General features: G+C 50.2%; 16 protein-coding genes. 3 read left to right on the top strand and 13 right to left on the bottom strand.

Annotated features, from left to right (window positions below; genetic code table 11):
* Positions 1–169 precede the first annotated feature (169 nt).
* Both U9P07_04840 and U9P07_04835 read left to right on the top strand, forming a co-directional pair.
* Positions 170–409 (top strand): AbrB/MazE/SpoVT family DNA-binding domain-containing protein, encoded by a 240-nt coding sequence (locus tag U9P07_04840; GenBank protein ID MEA2108728.1) that lies wholly within the window; start codon positions 170–172, stop codon positions 407–409.
* Entirely contained in the window at positions 410–823 is a 414-nt protein-coding gene (locus U9P07_04835; GenBank protein MEA2108727.1) for a type II toxin-antitoxin system VapC family toxin, read from the top strand.
* A gap of 14 nt (positions 824–837) precedes the next feature.
* On the opposite strand, the gene U9P07_04830 is transcribed toward U9P07_04835, so the two are convergent.
* The 11 genes from U9P07_04830 to U9P07_04780 all read right to left on the bottom strand — a co-directional run bounded on the left by U9P07_04830 (position 838) and on the right by U9P07_04780 (position 13,497).
* Positions 838–3,201: a xanthine dehydrogenase family protein molybdopterin-binding subunit gene (locus tag U9P07_04830; GenBank protein MEA2108726.1), complete on the bottom strand. Its 2,364-nt coding sequence runs from the start codon at positions 3,199–3,201 to the stop codon at positions 838–840.
* A gap of 22 nt (positions 3,202–3,223) precedes the next feature.
* A complete protein-coding gene (locus U9P07_04825; protein MEA2108725.1) occupies positions 3,224–3,697 on the bottom strand; it encodes a (2Fe-2S)-binding protein in 474 nt (157 codons plus the stop codon).
* A 56-nt stretch (positions 3,698–3,753) separates the two neighbouring features.
* Complete coding sequence (locus U9P07_04820; GenBank protein MEA2108724.1) at positions 3,754–3,876, bottom strand: hypothetical protein; 123 nt, start codon at positions 3,874–3,876, stop codon at positions 3,754–3,756.
* Positions 3,877–3,956: 80 nt separating this feature from the next.
* Positions 3,957–4,829 carry a xanthine dehydrogenase family protein subunit M gene (locus tag U9P07_04815; GenBank protein ID MEA2108723.1) on the bottom strand — a complete coding sequence of 291 codons (873 nt, stop codon included), beginning with the start codon at positions 4,827–4,829 and terminating at the stop codon, positions 3,957–3,959.
* A 1-nt stretch (position 4,830) separates the two neighbouring features.
* On the bottom strand, positions 4,831–6,126 hold the full coding sequence (locus tag U9P07_04810) for a phenylacetate--CoA ligase (protein ID MEA2108722.1): 1,296 nt from the start codon (positions 6,124–6,126) through the stop codon (positions 4,831–4,833).
* A gap of 298 nt (positions 6,127–6,424) precedes the next feature.
* Complete coding sequence (locus U9P07_04805) at positions 6,425–8,170, bottom strand: hydantoinase B/oxoprolinase family protein (protein ID MEA2108721.1); 1,746 nt, start codon at positions 8,168–8,170, stop codon at positions 6,425–6,427.
* 14 nt (positions 8,171–8,184) lie between these two features.
* On the bottom strand, positions 8,185–8,379 hold the full coding sequence (locus tag U9P07_04800) for a hypothetical protein (GenBank protein ID MEA2108720.1): 195 nt from the start codon (positions 8,377–8,379) through the stop codon (positions 8,185–8,187).
* Between the two features lie 13 nt (positions 8,380–8,392).
* Entirely contained in the window at positions 8,393–10,501 is a 2,109-nt protein-coding gene (locus tag U9P07_04795; GenBank protein ID MEA2108719.1) for a hydantoinase/oxoprolinase family protein, read from the bottom strand.
* A 249-nt stretch (positions 10,502–10,750) separates the two neighbouring features.
* Positions 10,751–12,391, bottom strand: coding sequence for a methylmalonyl-CoA mutase family protein (locus U9P07_04790; GenBank protein MEA2108718.1), 1,641 nt, complete (start codon positions 12,389–12,391; stop codon positions 10,751–10,753).
* A 281-nt stretch (positions 12,392–12,672) separates the two neighbouring features.
* Positions 12,673–13,059, bottom strand: coding sequence for a cobalamin B12-binding domain-containing protein (locus tag U9P07_04785; GenBank protein MEA2108717.1), 387 nt, complete (start codon positions 13,057–13,059; stop codon positions 12,673–12,675).
* The gene (locus U9P07_04780; protein MEA2108716.1) at positions 13,060–13,497 is read right to left on the bottom strand and encodes a VOC family protein; all 438 of its coding nucleotides are present in this window, start codon (positions 13,495–13,497) and stop codon (positions 13,060–13,062) included.
* Between the two features lie 73 nt (positions 13,498–13,570).
* Between U9P07_04780 and U9P07_04775 the strand changes: the two genes are divergently transcribed.
* Positions 13,571–13,750, top strand: a complete 180-nt coding sequence (locus U9P07_04775) for a hypothetical protein (protein ID MEA2108715.1) — start codon at positions 13,571–13,573, stop codon at positions 13,748–13,750.
* Here U9P07_04775 and U9P07_04770 read toward each other — a convergent pair.
* Positions 13,745–16,057, bottom strand: a complete 2,313-nt coding sequence (locus U9P07_04770) for a xanthine dehydrogenase family protein molybdopterin-binding subunit (protein ID MEA2108714.1) — start codon at positions 16,055–16,057, stop codon at positions 13,745–13,747. The genes U9P07_04775 and U9P07_04770 overlap by 6 nt on opposite strands.
* Positions 16,058–16,295: 238 nt before the next feature.
* On the bottom strand, positions 16,296–16,772 hold the full coding sequence (locus tag U9P07_04765; GenBank protein MEA2108713.1) for a (2Fe-2S)-binding protein: 477 nt from the start codon (positions 16,770–16,772) through the stop codon (positions 16,296–16,298).
* Positions 16,773–16,927 lie beyond the last annotated feature (155 nt).

Here is a 16,927-nt window from a genome sequence, read left to right as displayed (position 1 = left end):
CGTCCCCTATCCTTGCTTGAACGTCCCCTATCCTTGACGATTTTTTAAAAAAAAAAGCAAAAAAATTTAATCCTTATATCGGAATTCCAGACTATCCCTAAAGAATTTGACAAATAAGAAATATTGGCATATGTTTAAAGTATATGCTTATATTCATTGGGAGGTAATCATGGTACAGGCACATAGACATGTTCGGTTATTCAAAAACGGCAGCAACCAGGCCGTACGTATCCCGAAAGAATTTGAATTAAAAGGAAAAGACGCCATAATTTACAAAGACGGAGATCGTCTCATCATTGCTCCGGCAAAAAAAATTACATTGCTGGAATTGTTGGCAAGTTGGGAACCGTTGGTGGAAGATTTCCCGGAAGTAGCTGATTATCCGGTTGAAGAGGAGGAGATTTTTTAAATGAGCTCCCACCTCTACCTGTTGGATACCAATATCTTGTCAGAGTTGATCAAACAGCCTGCAGGAGTCGTATCACAGAAGATTTCAAGTCTGGATAGCGATAAGATGTGTTGTTCAAACATTATTGTCGCTTGTGAATTGCGCTATGGGGCATCAAAAAAGGGTTCACCGATATTAACTGCCAAGGTCAACCAGTTACTTGATACAATAACCGTGCTACCCCTTGATTCAGGAGTTGAATTTAAATATGCTGAACTCAGGTTGAATCTGGAAAAAGCAGGTACCCCCATAGGTGGTAACGACTTGTTTATTGCCGCTCACGCCTTGAGCACCGACCTGATTGTTGTTACCGCAAATGAGAGAGAATTTTCCAGAATTCCGGAATTGACAGTGGAAAACTGGTTAAAACCTTAGCAGGTGATGAGACTTTACCGGATTATCGCCGCCAGCACTTTTTCACAGTTCATGGGCAAATCCCGGAGCCGGATGCCGGCCGCGTCCTGAATGGCATTGGCGATGGCCGGAGCCACGGGAATGACCCCGACCTCCCCTATTCCCTTGCCGCCGAATGGTCCATGGGGATCGTCGGTTTCTACCGCCAAAATTTTCAGGGGAAAGGCATCCATCATCGTTGGAATCCGATAATCCAGGAAATCAGGATTAAGGATGCGGCCCTGATCCAAGATCATTTCTTCATGCAGGGCATACCCTACTCCCTGCATAATCCCACCATAGACCTGCCCCTCAAAGAGCATGGGATTCAAAACCCGACCGCTGTCATGGGCGGCCACATAATTGATAATCTCAACCTTGCCGGTTTCAGGATCAACTTCCACTTCGACCCCGTGGACGGCAAAAGCATAAGTCTCAGAGATATTGCCTTTGGAGGTTTTTGGATCCATCATTTCGGTATCCGGCTCGTAAAATGTCTGGGTGATAACCATTTCTCCGTGTTTGTTTCCCCGATAATGAGCTCGGCGAAGAATGACGTCGATGGGAACCCGGTAATCCTTGTTTTGGGGCTGATCTTTGAGGTAGATGTTCCGGTTATCAATAGCAAGGTTTGCCGAATTTTCCAGCAGCGGCAGCCATTGACGGTCAAAATCCTTATTATCCCGATTTTTCTGTGAAACTTCATGTTCCATGTAGCTGGCAGCATATGAAAGAATCTTATCCCTGGCCTGACTGGCGCAGATAATCGCCGCCTTGCAGGAGAGAAACATCTGACGGCTGGCATGGGTTCCCACATCCCAGGGACAGACGGCGGTATCATGACGGATGACGGTAACATCATCAGGATGAATACCAAGAATTTCAGCCACCGTCTGGGCAATGGAGGTTTCGGATCCCTGGCCGATCTCAGCCGCCCCGGTAAGGATGGACACTTTGCCAAAATCGTCCATTTTGAGGATCATCCCATGACCATCCGATTTATAAATCCTGGCCGCCCCACCCACATGAATCAGGGCCGCCAGCCCCAGACCACGGTTCGGCTTCCGGGGTTTATCCCAGTCAAGCTTTTTTTGTACTGCCTGAAAACATTCGCCCAGTCCGCAGGAGGAAACTTTCAGGCCCATGGGACTGGTCTGATTTGCTTCATTCATATTCAGCAAGCGCATTTCCAGCGGATCAATGCCGGCTTCTTTCGCCAGTTCATCCAGGTTGCTTTCAATGGCAAAGGTAGCCTGAGGATTGCCATAACCCCGAAATGCCTGGCTGTAAATATTATTGGTATAAACACAGTAGGCCTGAAAATCCACCGCCGGTACCCGGTACAACGAAGTCATGGGCACATACATAACCGATGGCACCGTAGCCCCCCATGAGGTATAAGCACCATTATCAAGTACCGCCAGGGCCTCCCGGAAAGTCAGGTGGCCGTTTTCATCACAACCCTGAGTTATGGTAATAACGGTTGGCTGGCGGGGGGCCATGCCGATAAATTCCTCTTCCCGATCAAACATGATCTTCACCGGCCGACCCGCCATCCTGGCCAGGAGCACGGCAATGTATTCATAGCAGTGCATATCAAGTTTATTTCCGAAGGCTCCGCCGATGGTGGGCGACTTCACCCGGATATTTTTGTCTTTGAGGCCCATGGCCGCCATCAGATGATGCAGGTCATTCTGTACCAGATAGGGTATCTGGGTAGGCAGATGGACGGTAAGATTATGGCGGCCATCAAAATCAGCGACGATGCCGGTGGTGCCCATGCAGCAGTGGTGAGCCCAGCCGGTACGGTAGGTATTTTCGACTATATAGCGGGATTTCTGCTTGAAATAATCAAGATCTCCATCTTTTATCTGCCAGTTGACCGGCAGACGATTGCTTTTGATGGGGTTGCCCTTGAAATCACATTCATGAATCAGCGGGGCTCCCTGACGCTGGGCATCAAAAGGATCAAAAACCCCTGGCAGCGGCTTATATTCGACTTCGATCAATTCACAGGCCTCGGCGGCAATCTCAGGATCAACAGCGGCAACCGCTGCCACTTCATCCCGAAACTGGCGTACCTTACCATGCTTGATGGGAGGATTATCCTGGATAAAACCGATGCGAAAATCCCCGGCCGGATTGTTTTCCCCGGTTAATACCGCCTTGACTCCCGGCAGCTGTTCAGCCTTGCTGATATCAATATTTTTTATGATTGCGTGGGCGTGATCACTGCGCTTAATCTTTCCGTAAAGCATACCGGGCAGAGTGATTTCGTTGATAAAAGCCGCCCGCCCCATTAATTTGTCCGGGGCGTCCTGTTTTTGAATCCGTTTACCGATAAAATTATATGTCTGCATGGAATACCCTACTTAATGAACACTACTTATTCACCAGTGATTTGACCGCCTCGATGATCTGGTAGTAACCGGTACAGCGACAAAGATTACCGGCCATTTCATGTTTGATAACTTCCTCTGTTGCTTTCTCCCCACTTTGCTGCTGATCGTCAATAAAAGCCTTGGCCGACATAACCATTCCCGGGGTGCAGAAACCACACTGGGAAGCTCCATGTTCGAGGAAAGCCTGCTGCAGCGGATGCATGTCTCCTCCTGGCAACGTCAGACCTTCTACGGTTTCAACCCGGCGTCCCTCGACTTCCATCACCGGAAAGAGGCAGCTGTCGATACTCAGCTCGTCAACAATTACCGTACAGGCGCCGCATTCACCCATGCCGCAGCCTTCCTTGGCTCCAGTCAGACCGAAATGATCGCGCAGAACATCAAGAAGCATTTCATGGCCGGCCACCCAGGCATCGACGTGATCACCGTTCAAAATAAAAGAAATTTGCTGCATGAATAAAGCCTCCAAGTTTTTTACTCAACTTTCTGACTTGCATTGCCAGGGACATATTAGCAGGATGTTCGGGCTTGGCTCATAGCGGTATTGGCCGCCGAACGAATCACACGATGTGATTCGCGGCGGACGCCTCGGAAGCTGGCCATGGACGGCCGGCGAGAATGAGCGAGAGCCATGCCGGAACATCCTTGAAATTTTTTCAGCCCTGCCTGGCGGCAGACAGGTGATTTTAGAATAACTCAGAAAGTTGAGTTAATTATTTTTCAATCCGGCTCAGGGCCAGCAGTCCGGCCCGGCGGATATAGGTTTTGACAATCTCGGTTTTATGCCAGGCCCGACCGCGAAAATCATCAATAGGACTGATTGAACCAACGGCAATCTCGGCTGCCGCGGACAGTGAATCCTGATCAATCACCCGGCCCTGCAAATATTTTTCCGCTGGCTGCGCCCGGATGGGTGTTGGCGCCACCGTTGCCAGGCCTATCAAAGCCTGTTCGCAATGGCCGTTTCCACCAATAAATAAATAAATTCCTACTCCCACATGGGCAAGGTCCATGGCGTTACGCTTCATGAACTTCAGATAAGCTGAACCGGCGCCTGTCGGCGGCATCTCGATAATAAATTCTTTGACTATTTCATCTGGTTTAAGATCAATACGTTTGAAACCGGTAAAAAAACTTTCCAGGGGCACACCGCGTTCCTTGCCTTGGCGGTTGACCAATGTCACCATCGCCCGATAAATCAGTAATGGCGCGGCGCAGTCAGCCCCCGGGGAAGCATTGATAATGTTACCTCCCAGGGTGGCGACATTGCGAATCTGCACCGAAGCCATTTGGCTGACAGCATCATGGAGGGCGGGAAAACTATCAGCAATCAGTTTTGATTTCTCCAGAGTTCTCAAGGTTGTCCCACTGCCGATGATCACCTGACCATTGTTTTTACGAACACCTTTCAGTTCTTCAATGCCTCTGAGGGAAATCAGCAGCCGGGGAGAAATAATCCCTTTTTTTATCAACAGCAGGATATCCGTACCGCCGGAGAGAAATCGAGCCTGTTCTCCGTGCTGTTCTTTGAGTTCCAATGCTTCAGTGATCGATCCAGCACGCAGGTAGGTAAAATGCTGCTCCATGCTATATTTCCCGATTGTCGAAAATGCGTTTAGTTTTTCGTTCACTGCGTGGAAGTTCATCGTAGGCGGCAATCTGGATGATAGGGTTCACCATTACTTCAGTCCGAATCCGGGAATAAATATTTCTGCTACTTTCCTCATCCAGGCTTTCAGCCACCCCTTCCGCCCTTTCCACTTTGAGGAGCAAATAATCCTTGCCGTCATTCCGCCGTTCAAGGATCACCTGGTATTCACTGCCTATATTATCAATGGAGGAAAGAATAGTATCCAGTTTGCTGGGATATACATTGACTCCACGGATGACAAACATATCGTCACTGCGTCCTAAAATCGGCGAATGACGAGGAAGGATACAACCACAAGGGCATGGCTCCGGCACCAACCTGCTCAGATCTCTGGAACGATAGCGAATCAGCGGTGCTGCTTCCTTCCCCAGGGTGGTATACACCATCTCCCCCACTTCGCCGGGAGCCACCGGTTCCAGGGTCTCGGGGTCGAGGATTTCCAGGATGTAATAATCAGCCCAGTAATGAATATTTTCACTGCATTGACAGCTCAAACCGGTACCAGGTCCATAAACTTCGGTCAAACCGGGAATATCATAATATTCCTTGACCCCCAGTAATTCCATGATCTTTTTTTTCATGGCGCCACTGGTTCTTTCCGAACCGGCGATGATTTTCTTCAGCTGCAGTTTATCACGCAGCCCACGTTTATTCACTTCCTGGGCGACCAACAGGGCCATGGAAGCCGTACAGCACAAAACTGTGGTGCCGAAATCCTGCAAAAAGGTCATCTGCATTTCCAGATTTCCCGGCCCGGAAGGAATCGTCATGGCCCCGAAACGCTCACAGCCCAACTGGAAACCCGCCCCGGCAGTCCAGACACCATAACCGACACAGATCTGCACCTTGTCGCTGCGGGACAGGCCGGCCATCTCATAACAGCGGGCAAACATATCCAGCCAGTCATCAATATCTTTCTGGGTGTAACAGACAACCTTGCGCTTGCCGGTAGTTCCAGAAGATGCATGAATTCTGACAATCTCTTCGTGGCTGACCGAAATCATGGGGTAAGGATAACCCAGGCGAAAATCATCAGCAGTGGTAAAGGGTAACCGGCTCAAGTCCGCCAATGATTTGATGTCATCCGGTTTAACCCCGGCCTGATCAAGCCGGGCTTTATAAAAAGGCGAATTCCTATAGGTATGCTGCACGGTCCATTGCAGACCTTTAAGCTGGAGAGCCTCTAATTCTGCTAAGCTTTCAACTTTCGGGGGAAATCTTTTTAAAGGCATTTATGACAACTCCTATGGTAAGCGGTGCAGGGTGTACGGTATAAGGTTTACGGTTTACAGCTCAACTTTTTGATTTTTATTGCCAGGGATATACTGTGCCGGATGTTCGGGCTTGGCTCATAGCCTGTCTGCGTGCGGCACGCACAGGCAGGCGGTATTGGCCGCCTGGGTTGGGACAGTTTTAAAAACTGTCCCACATTGTGATTCGCGGCGGACAATCGGGGACATTGCTTTAGCGGTGTCCCCACATTCTAGCTGTTTTTAGAGCAACTTAAGAAAGTTGAGTTATACTTTCCTCTCATATTCTTGAACCGGCCCGTAACTTTTCGGTTTCCGCCTGATCAACAGTCATATCTTTCATATCCACGGCCACCCCATAGAGTGTTCGAGCCTGTTCCGGGGACAACACCCCATTTCTGACATCCTGAAAAACTTTATCCGGCGAACGGCCATACGGCTCACCGTAACCACCACCTCCGCCGGCCTGCTGGAAGAAAACCGTCCCCTTAGGCACGTTTTCAATCAGGTCTTTCGTTGTTGCCGTATAAACTTTATCCCCGGGATAAATCAGCTTGATAATATTGAGAGTTCCCGGTTTACCACCATGAACCCCGAATGCCGGTTCAATATCACCGTCGCCGAAGGTAACTACCCGGGTATTATCACTGCCAATTACAAAACGGGTCTGCACCCCCAGGCCGCCACGCCATTCTCCGGCGCCGGCGGAATCACACCAGTATTCATGTTCCAGCAACAAATGAGGAGTCTGCTGTTCAAACATTTCGTAGTCCTGGTCCAGGATCCCTCCTGAGGCGTCAATCATGCCGATATGATCATAGCCGTCACAGCCTTTGATCGCCCCGGAACCGCCTTTCAGCCCCATGAAGCCAATATCTACATAGGCTTCCATCTTCCGGGGATCAATACCGGTGGTCAGGGCGCACAGCAACTCGCCCCACTCGGCGGTAACCCGGTCGGGAATAACGGGGCCAAGGGCCCGCATGATGGCATCGGCATTATTGGGACAGAGATGATTGCCATAGGTGGTTGCTGCCGGATAACGGGCATTGAGGATGGTACCTTCGGGAATAATAATCTCTATGGGCCGGACCATGCCGTCATTATGCGGAATATCGGGATTGACCATCTGCAAAAAAGTCAGGATGGTGGCCGAAGCACTGGAAGTAAATGTACCATTGACAAAACCGGGAGTCTGGGGATCAGTAGCACTGTAATCAAAGGCAATACTATCTTTTTTCACCGTGATTGCAACCCGGATTTGATATTTTGATCCGGGGTTTTTGCCATCGTAGAAAACCGTACTTTCCCCCTGGTAAAGACCTGCGGGAATCGTGCTGATTTCGGCCCGCATCATTTTTTCCGTGGCTGCAAAAAGATATTCTTTATGACGTTCAAAGACATCAATGCCATACCTTCCCATGATCCCCAGCAGACCCCGTTCACCAACCACGCAACTGCCGATTTCGGCCTTCATATCTTCGGCAACAATGGGCAGGCGGATATTGGCAAAAATCAGGTCCCAGACATCTTTCCTTAGCTTGCCCCGTTCATACACTTTTACTGGCGGAATTCTTAAGGCTTCCTGCCAGACCTCGGTAGCGTTGGGATTGTAGCCGCCCTGGACCGCGCCGCCGATATCTGCCTGGTGCCCTTTGCAGGCCGACCAGCCGACCAGGGTGTCCTGGAAAAATATCGGTTTAAAAACCGCTACGTCGTTATTCTGGTTGCCCATGGAAAAGACATCATTGTGAAAAATGACATCGCCCGGATAGATTTCATCACCAAAGTAGTTAATGATATATTTGCAGACCGGAGCCAAGGAGAAGGCCAGGATAGGCAGGTTTTCCGTCTGCTCCAGCATCTTTCCTTCGGCATCATAAAGACCGGTAACAAAATCCTTGGCTTCACAGAGGATGGGTGAACGCGTCGTTTTCTCCAGGGCGATGCTCATCTCATCAGTTATGGCTTTGAACCTTCGCCTGAGGATTGAAACCAGTACTTTATCGATGGTTTGTGACTCCATTATTTCTTACTCCGTCAGGATGTTCGGGCTTGGCTCATAGCCTGTCTGCCGACAGGCAGGCGGCATTGACCGCCGAACGAATCATTCGGGACAGTTTTCAAAACTGTCCCACATTGGTGATTCGCGGCGGGCACCTCGGAGCTGCACACGATGTGCAGCGAGAATGAGCGAGAGCCATGCCGGAACATCCCCAAAAATAATTTTTTCATCGAACCCTGCTTATCAGGTTGACATGATCCGTTTGACAATTTCATTTTCCAGTTCCCGGGCATAGACGCAGTAACTGCCATAGCGATCAACCACCACATCATATTCCGGGGTAATAAAAGCGGTGGTGTTAACCTGCTCCAAGATCGCCGGTCCCTGCACCCGATTACCGTATTCCAGCTTAAGGGCATCATACACATTGAGCGGCCGAAAGTTCCTCTCGCTGGGGAGATAAACTTCACGCTGCTTCTTGAAAGCCTTTTCCGGACTTTCCCCGGCAAAAGGGACTGAATTAAAAGCCGGCTTCTCGGTAACACCAATAGCAATCAAGCGCAGGTTAATCAACTCAACCGGAGTATGCTCCTCCTCCAGGGAGTAGCCATACAACCGATTGTGAACCGGATGGAATTTGGCGGAAATTGCATTCCAGTCGCCATTTTCAAAATCATTTTCGCTGATTTCCACATTCACTTCGTGATATTGGCGCAGGTAACGTAAATCCAGTGAATAGATGAAACGAATTTTTTCCTCAGGGATACCCTCAGCCGCCAGCAACTGCCGTCCTGAATCGGTCATTTCCTGGAAATAACGCCGCCAGAGTGTCGGATCTGCCTGATCAAGCCGGGTAATATAACTTTTGACCAAGTCATGCTGCAAATCAGACATGAGCATGCCGGCGGCACAGAAAATGGATGATTCCCGGGGGATAATCATTGAGGGTATTTCCAGCTCACGGGCAATCATGCAGGAGTGATTGGGACCGGCGCCCCCGGCAACCACCATAGGAAAATCACGGGGATCAGCACCCTCTTTGACCGCCACTTCACGCACAGCCGCTGCCATATTGACATTGATAATATTATACATCCCCGCTGCGGCTTCAATAACATCATATCCCAGCGGCTGGGCAATCTTTTCCAGAATCGCCCTTTCGGCTTTATCCTTCTCCAGGTTAATCCGGCCGCCGGCGAAAAAACCCGGTTCCAAATAACCAAGCAGCAAATCGGCATCGGTACAGGTGGGTTCCGTACCTCCCAGGCCATAACAGACAGGACCGGGCTTAGAACCGGCACTCTGGGGTCCCATGCGCAAAAGGCCACCCTCATCAATCCAGCCGATGCTGCCGCCGCCGGCCCCGATGGTAACCACATTCAGCATCGGCAGTGCCGTCCGCAGACGATTAATTTCTCCCACGGTGGTGGTTGAAGGTTTTTTATTCTTGATCACCGCGGCATCAAAGCTGGTGCCCCCCATATCAACAGTGATGCAATCATCATACTTTTGAACCCCGGCATAAAAAACCCCGGCTACCGGACCCCCGGCCGGGCCGGAAAGCAGGGTCAGGGCAGCTTTTTCCATTGCCTGCGGCGGCGAAACCACTCCCCCGTTGGAAGCCATGATCAACAGGATGCCCTGAAAATCCTCTTTTTTCAACTTGGCGATTAAAGCTTCGAGATAGCGTTTGAGAATGGGACCAATATAGGAATTGAGGGCGGTGGTACTGATCCGGTCGTAAAAACGGATCGAAGGCAGAAGCTCCGCGGATACCGTGATATAGCAATCCGGCAGCAACTCTCTGGCCATAACGGCCGCAGCCTGTTCATGGCAGTCGTTGGCAAATGAATTCATGAAACAGATGGCCAGGGCTTCCACCTTTTCCTTTTTCAAGTATTCAATTTTTTCCTTAAGATCGTCCTGATCAAGAGACGTTAATACCTCACCCCGGTAATCCAGACGCTCGGAAACCGGCAAACGCAAGTAGCGCTCCACCACCGGCCGGGCATTGGGATAACGATTATTGTACTGTTCTTCCCGGATTCCACGCCTCATTTCCAGGGCATCCCGGGTTCCCTCGGTAGTCAGCAATCCGGTTTTTACACCGGTATAGGTCAGGACGGCATTAGTAGTTACGGTGGTTCCGTGGACAATGGTGGTAACATCCCGGAGGAAATCCTTAATCGAGATATTGCGACTGCCAGCCATCTCATTGATTCCCCGCATAGTGGCAATGGAAGGATCATCGGGAGTGGAGAGAACTTTATAAATCTCGGTTGAACCATCTTCTCCGGTGAGCAGAAAGTCGGTAAATGTTCCCCCCACATCAATGCCGATCTTGAATTTCATCTGCTGCCTCTTTATTTTTTCACCATGAAGAAACGTTTTATCATATTTATCTAACAATTACCCTGGATGTCCGGACTTGGTTCATAGCCTGTCTGCCGACAGGCAGGCGGGATTGGCCGCCGAATGAATCACATGGATGTAATTCGCGGCGCCCGCGGGGACATTGCTTTAGCGCGCCCCACAACCGGCCATGGACGGCCGGCGAAAATGAGCGAGAACCATGCCGGGACAGCTCTGAGAACAGATTCATTATTTGAAAATATTCGGCTCTTTAAACAGGCCATATATATTTTTGTAAACCCCGGCCATTTCGCCGACGGTGGCATAACTTTTACAACATTCCACCAGAACCGGCATGACATTCTTCCCATTCCGGCAGGTTTCTTCCAGGCGGAGCAGATTATGACGCACGGCCTGGTTATCCCGCTCATTTTTCAACTCCTGCAGGCCTTTGATTTTGATCGCTGCCATTTCCTCATCATATTCATGCAGTTCAACTTCCTGCTTTTCCTCTTCCATCACCTGTTTGTTGACCCCGATTTTTACGTAATCACCATTTTCCAGGCCTTTTTGGAATTCATATTCCTGGCGGGCGATTTTCGTCTGAACAAAACCATCTTCAACCGCCTTCAGCATACCGCCGTAGTTGTCGATTTCAGCCATTTCCTTTTCAATCATGGCTTCCATTTCCTTGGTAATGGTTTCGATAAAATAGGAACCGGCCAGGGGATCAACCGTATCCCGCAGGCCCACTTCATCCATCAGCATCTGCAGGGTTCTGAGTGAAATCAAGGCTGACTGGGGGGTGGGAATGGTATAGGCTTCATCATAGGAACAAAGGGCCGTCGTCTGGGCACCGCCGAGGGCGGCGGCCAAACCGTAATACGCCCCGCGAACGATATTATTCATGGGCTGCTGTTTCGTCAGGCCTGAACCACCGCCGCCAAACAGACCCCGGAAAAAAAGGACTTTTTTATTCTTTTTGCCGGCCCCATAGCGTTCAACCAGATTCCGGGCCCACATCTTTTTCGCCGCCCTGAATTTAGCCACCGTCTCCCAGAGATTGCCATAAATATTGATATTGAAGGAAAAACGACCGACGAAATCATCAATCTCCAGGCCCCGCTGCAGAACTTCATCAATATAGGTATTGGCAATCTGGATGGCGTAGGCTATTTCCTGGGCCGGCGTCGCCCCCGATTCCCGCAGGTGATAGCCGCAGATGCTGACCGGATTGCATCTCGGCAGCTCCTTCACCGAATATTCGATGGTATCGCCGATCAGCTTGACCCCGGCTCGGGGTGGATAAAGCCAGGCACCACGGCCAACAATTTCCTTGAGGATGTCATTTTGCGGCGTAGCGCTGATAACTTCCTTCCGATAGCCATACTTTTCCGCCACCGCCTGGTACATGGCCATCATAATCGAGGCGACGGCGTTAATGGTCAGGCCGGAACCAATTTTATCAAGGGCAATATCTTTGAAAGCCAGCTCAAAATCCCGCAGTGAATCAACCGCCATCCCTACCCTGCCCACTTCGCCCTGGGCTGCCGGATCATCGGAATCAAGGCCCATCTGGGTGGGTAGATCAAAAGCGACATTCAAACCATTCTGGCCGTTGGCAATCAGCAGTTTAAATCGTTCATTAGTCTGCTCCGGGGTGCCGAAACCGGAATACTGGCGCATGGTCCAGGCCCGACTGCGGTATCCCTGGGAATGAATTCCGCGGGTAAAAGGATACTCCCCCGGATCATTCAGATCCTGCCGGTAATCAAAACCACATTTTTCAAGATCTTCCGGGGTGTATACCGTTTTCACTTTAATCCCGGACTGATATTCAACCCCGGTAATCCGGTCTTTCTCATCCCGGGTGTATTTTGCTACTCCCATACTTTACTAATCTCCTTACTCAAGACGCCAGGAAAAACCATTATATAACTTGATTGTTTGGTAAATATCCGGTTAAGAGTCCTTTTTTCTTTTTACCACGAAGCACACGAAGAACACGAAGGGGCTTTTGTCAACTGGCTGCCTCTTGTTTGTTTTAGCACTCTCTGTGTACCTCCCAACCCCGGCCGCATTCAACCAATCATCTCCTTTGCTCTCCAACCCTCTCCTGCTTTTCTTCGTGTCCTTCGTGTTCTTCGTGGTCGAATATCCTTTATTTTTCTTTAGTTCTGTCCAGTATGCTGGCACAGAAAATCCGCAGTCGCGTCCAGCGAAGATCCTCCGGGAAAAATACCTTTAACCCCCAGATTTCGCAATTTCTCCATATCCCGATCCGGGATAACGCCACCGACAAAAACAATAATGTCACCGGCATCCTTGGCTTTCAGGTTGTCAATAATCTTTTCAGCATAATAGAGATGAGCACCGGAAAGAATGCTCAAGCCAATGGCGTCTACATCCTCCTGGATGGCGGCACTGACAATTTCTTCTACCGATTTGTGCAAGCCGGTGTAAATCACTTCAATTCCAGCATCTCGCAAGGTATGGCAAACCACCTTTGCCCCCTTGTCATGGCCGTCAAGTCCGGGTTTGGCAATCAGAACTTTCATCTATTTATTTCCGTTCTCATCCGGGATGAATTCCCCGTCAACAATTTCCGTCAGCACCCCACAAAGTTGATCTGGAGGATTAATAAAGGCATACCGGTTGCCAAACAGCTCCCGGGGTTGGTCATCAATCAGGTTATATCCCTGTTCCCGCAGTTCCCGCATCTTTTCCACCACGTCTTCAACCTGGTAGGAAATCAGAAAAACCCCTTCACCCTGACGTTTGATGAATTTAGCCACCTCGCCATCAGGAGAGGTAGACTCCATCAATTCCAGGGCCACTTCGCCGATATAGTAGCGGGCCACATGTATTTTTTCACTTTCAGCCACGTAGGTACAGTCCAGTTCCAGCCCCAGGATGTTTTCGTATGTTTTCCGCGCCGCCTCCAGATTACGAACGGCAAGACAGATATGGTCGATTTTTTTTGGTTTCTTAGTCATGATAAACTCGTAAAAAATGTTTTAAGTCCGCTTTGGCAGCCCTACTTCAAATAATAAGTAATTGTTCTTGAGGATGTCCCGGCATGTCTCTCGCTCATTCTCGCCGGCCGGCCATGGCCTGCCTGTGCGTGCCGCACGCAGACAGGCCGGACTGTGGGGCGCGCTAAAGCAATGTCCCCGCGTCCGCCGCGAATCACATCGTGTGATTCGTTCGGCGGCCAATACCGCCTGCCTGTCGGCAGACAGGCTATGAGCCAAGCCCGGACATCTTTTCACTTTCCTCCTGCTTCTTTTTCTCCTCCAGGGCCTTGAGAACTTTATCCGGAGTGATGGGAAACTCATTCACCCAGACTCCAACCGCGTCATAGATAGCATTACCAATGGCCTGAAAACTGTTCATGGACCCGAAAAGACCGGCTTCCTTGGCGCCGAAAGGACCTTTGGGGTCATTGGTAATAACCACATTGGCTGATATTTCAGGAACATCCATGGCCGTCGGCAGCTTATATTCCAGGAAATCAGCATTCAATACCCGGCCGTCATCCCAGAGATGTTCTTCCAGCAAGGAACTTCCCACCCCGCCGGAAGCAATTGAACCTTCATATTGACCTTCAACCCCCTTGATATTGATGGGAAAGCCACAATCCTGAAAACCGGTAGCCTGGAGTACACTGACTTCACCGGTAGCCGGATCCACTTCCACTTCCACCACATTGGCTCCGAAACTGAAAGTATCAGCCTGTTGTCCCACCGGATGTTTTACCCATTCCCGGTCATTGGCCACCGCCGGCATATAGGAACCACGCCCGATTACCGGGGTGTTATCCAACAACCCTTTACGAATCACTTTATGCAGGGGAACCATGCGTTCATCTTCATCCTTGACAAAAATCTTTTTATCGACAATGTCCAATTCGTTAGCCGCGCAGTCGAGCATCAGGGAGGCAATGGCAAAAATCTGGCGCTTGGCATCATTGGCACAATTTTTCACCGCATTGCCACTGACCAGCACCGCGGCCTGGGAATAAGCACCCACATCGAGGGTGGTGGTTTCGGTATCGGCGGCAACTATATGGATATCGGCAACTGGAACCCCGAGAATCTCGGAACAAATCTGGACCATGGCATGATAATTACCCTGACCGTTATCAACCACCCCACTGAGTATCGTTGGATAGCCATCCTCATTGAATTTAATCACCGCGCTTGAACCACCCCGAATACCCATGGGAAAACCACACATCATCCCGTTGGCGCCCATGCCGATGCCCCGGCCATAGGGCATTTTTCCCCGTTTTTGTCCCCAGCCGGATTTATCGGCGGCATTTTTGATTGCTTCCGAAAGACCACAGCCAAAGATTTTTGACCGAGTCGCCTGATATTCACCAGCTTTCAGGGCGTTGCGCAGGCGTATTTCAACCGGATCAATCCCCAGATCACGGGCGATCATATCAAGCTGCATTCCCAAACCACCGAGGAAAGCCCGGCCGTGACAACGGTACATGCCGCGGATGGGCCGATTGGTATACACCCGGTAGCTGTTTAAACGAACGCTGGGCAGACGATAGGTTTCTTCCCAGACTAAAAAAGGCACCGAGGCCGCGATCGGACCGGTACTGGAATAACCGCCGCCGCCCATAATTACTTTAATATCCTGGGCCAGAATCCGTCCTTCACGGTCAACGCCGGTCTTGACATCAACTACCATATCGTGGACCTGGCGGGTGCAGGTCATACTTTCTTCCCGGGAATAAACAATCTTTACCGGCCGCCTTGCCTTTTTGGAAAGTACCGCGGTAATGAAATCGAGTGGGAAAATGTCGGACCGGCCGCCCAGGGCCCCACCGACATTTGTCCGACGCACCATGACCTTGTTGAGCGGCAGTTTCAGCAGGTTGGCAAGGGCCTTAGCCTTGGTATGGGGAGAAGCATTGGGCATCCAGATTTCCAGGCTGCCGCTGCTGGCCTTGTAATCAGCAATAACCGCGTAGGTTTCTAGCATGCCATAGGTTTCACCGATGGCGGAAAAGCGGTCTTCACGCACATAATGAGCGTCGGTAAATCCCTGGTCTATGTTGCCGACATCGATATTGACATGGATATTGATGTTATGGTGATGGTCATCATGAATGAGAGGCGCCCCGTCAGCCATGGCTTTCACGGCTTCAAAAACTGCCGGCAGCGGTTCATATTCAACATCAATCAGTTTCAGGGCTTCCAAAGCTGTCGCTTCATCATCGGCGGCTACCGCCGCCACCTCTTCACCGATATAGCGAACTTTATCAACGGCAATCAGTTGATGATCACGGGTATAGCTGAATACTCCCCATTTAACGTCGAAAGAATCTTCCCGGGTCGCCACTGCCCGAACACCAGGCAATGCGGCGGCTTTTGAAACGTCAATACTTTTAATCAGGGCATGAGCATGAGGACTGTGGAGGACTTTGCCGACCAGCATATTGGACAGGCTGATATCCGCGGTAAAAAGTGCCTCACCGGTTGCTTTCGGCGGGGTATCGATCCGGGGAATACCTTTACCCAGAATTTTATATTTTTCCATATGGTCCCTCAATGTTTTGCAAATATTCGGCCTGGTTTGCAGATTGGCAAATTCTTGTAACTATAATTCTCGCGCAAAGCCGCAAAGATGCAAAGAATTCAATTTGCTATATTTCTATCGTTTTTCTTGGCGCTCTTGGCGTCTTGAGTGAGTGAAACGAACGGGCGCGAGATAGAAAAAATTATACACTGCCTGCTTATCGCTCTGGTTTGCATTTTTTGGCAGTAGCACCTAATACTTACTGTTTTTTTGAGACATCCTCAATGGCATCAATAATTTTGGCATAGCCGGTGCAGCGGCAAAGATTGCCGGAAACAACCTCACGGATCTCATCCCGGTTGAGCGGTTTATCCTGGTTTTCGACCGCCGCCACCCCGGTTAAAATCATGCCCGGGGAGCAAAACCCGCATTGAATGGCATGGTGGTCGACAAAAGACTGCTGCATGGGATGAAGCTTCTCGCCTTCAGCCAATCCTTCGATGGTGATAATATGCTGGTGTTCAACTTCAACCGCCAGCAGCAGGCAGGAGCGCACCGGCTGGCCTTCCAGCAAAACCGTACAGGAGCCGCAGCTGCCGTCATCACAGGCCGCCTTGGTTCCCGTAAGGCCAAGGCGGTCACGCAATACTTCCCGAAGCGTTTCATGAGGAAATACTTCCAGGTGGTGAATTTCATTATTGATATTAAGAATCAACTCTCTTTTTTCCATCATCATCTCCCCAATCTAAACGGGATTATTATTTCAACTTTCTGAGTTGTTCTAAATACGGCTGAAAGACGTTTCCAAGGATGTTCCGGCATGGCTCTCGCTCATTCTCGCCGGCCGACCATGGCCGGTTGTGGGGCGCGCTAAAGCAATGTCCCCAGGCG

This window comes from Pseudomonadota bacterium (genome assembly GCA_034660915.1).
Lineage (GTDB): Bacteria > Desulfobacterota > Anaeroferrophillalia > Anaeroferrophillales > Anaeroferrophillaceae > DQWO01.
Note: the sequence above shows the minus strand (reverse complement) of the source record. Positions and strands in the feature narration are given on the sequence as shown.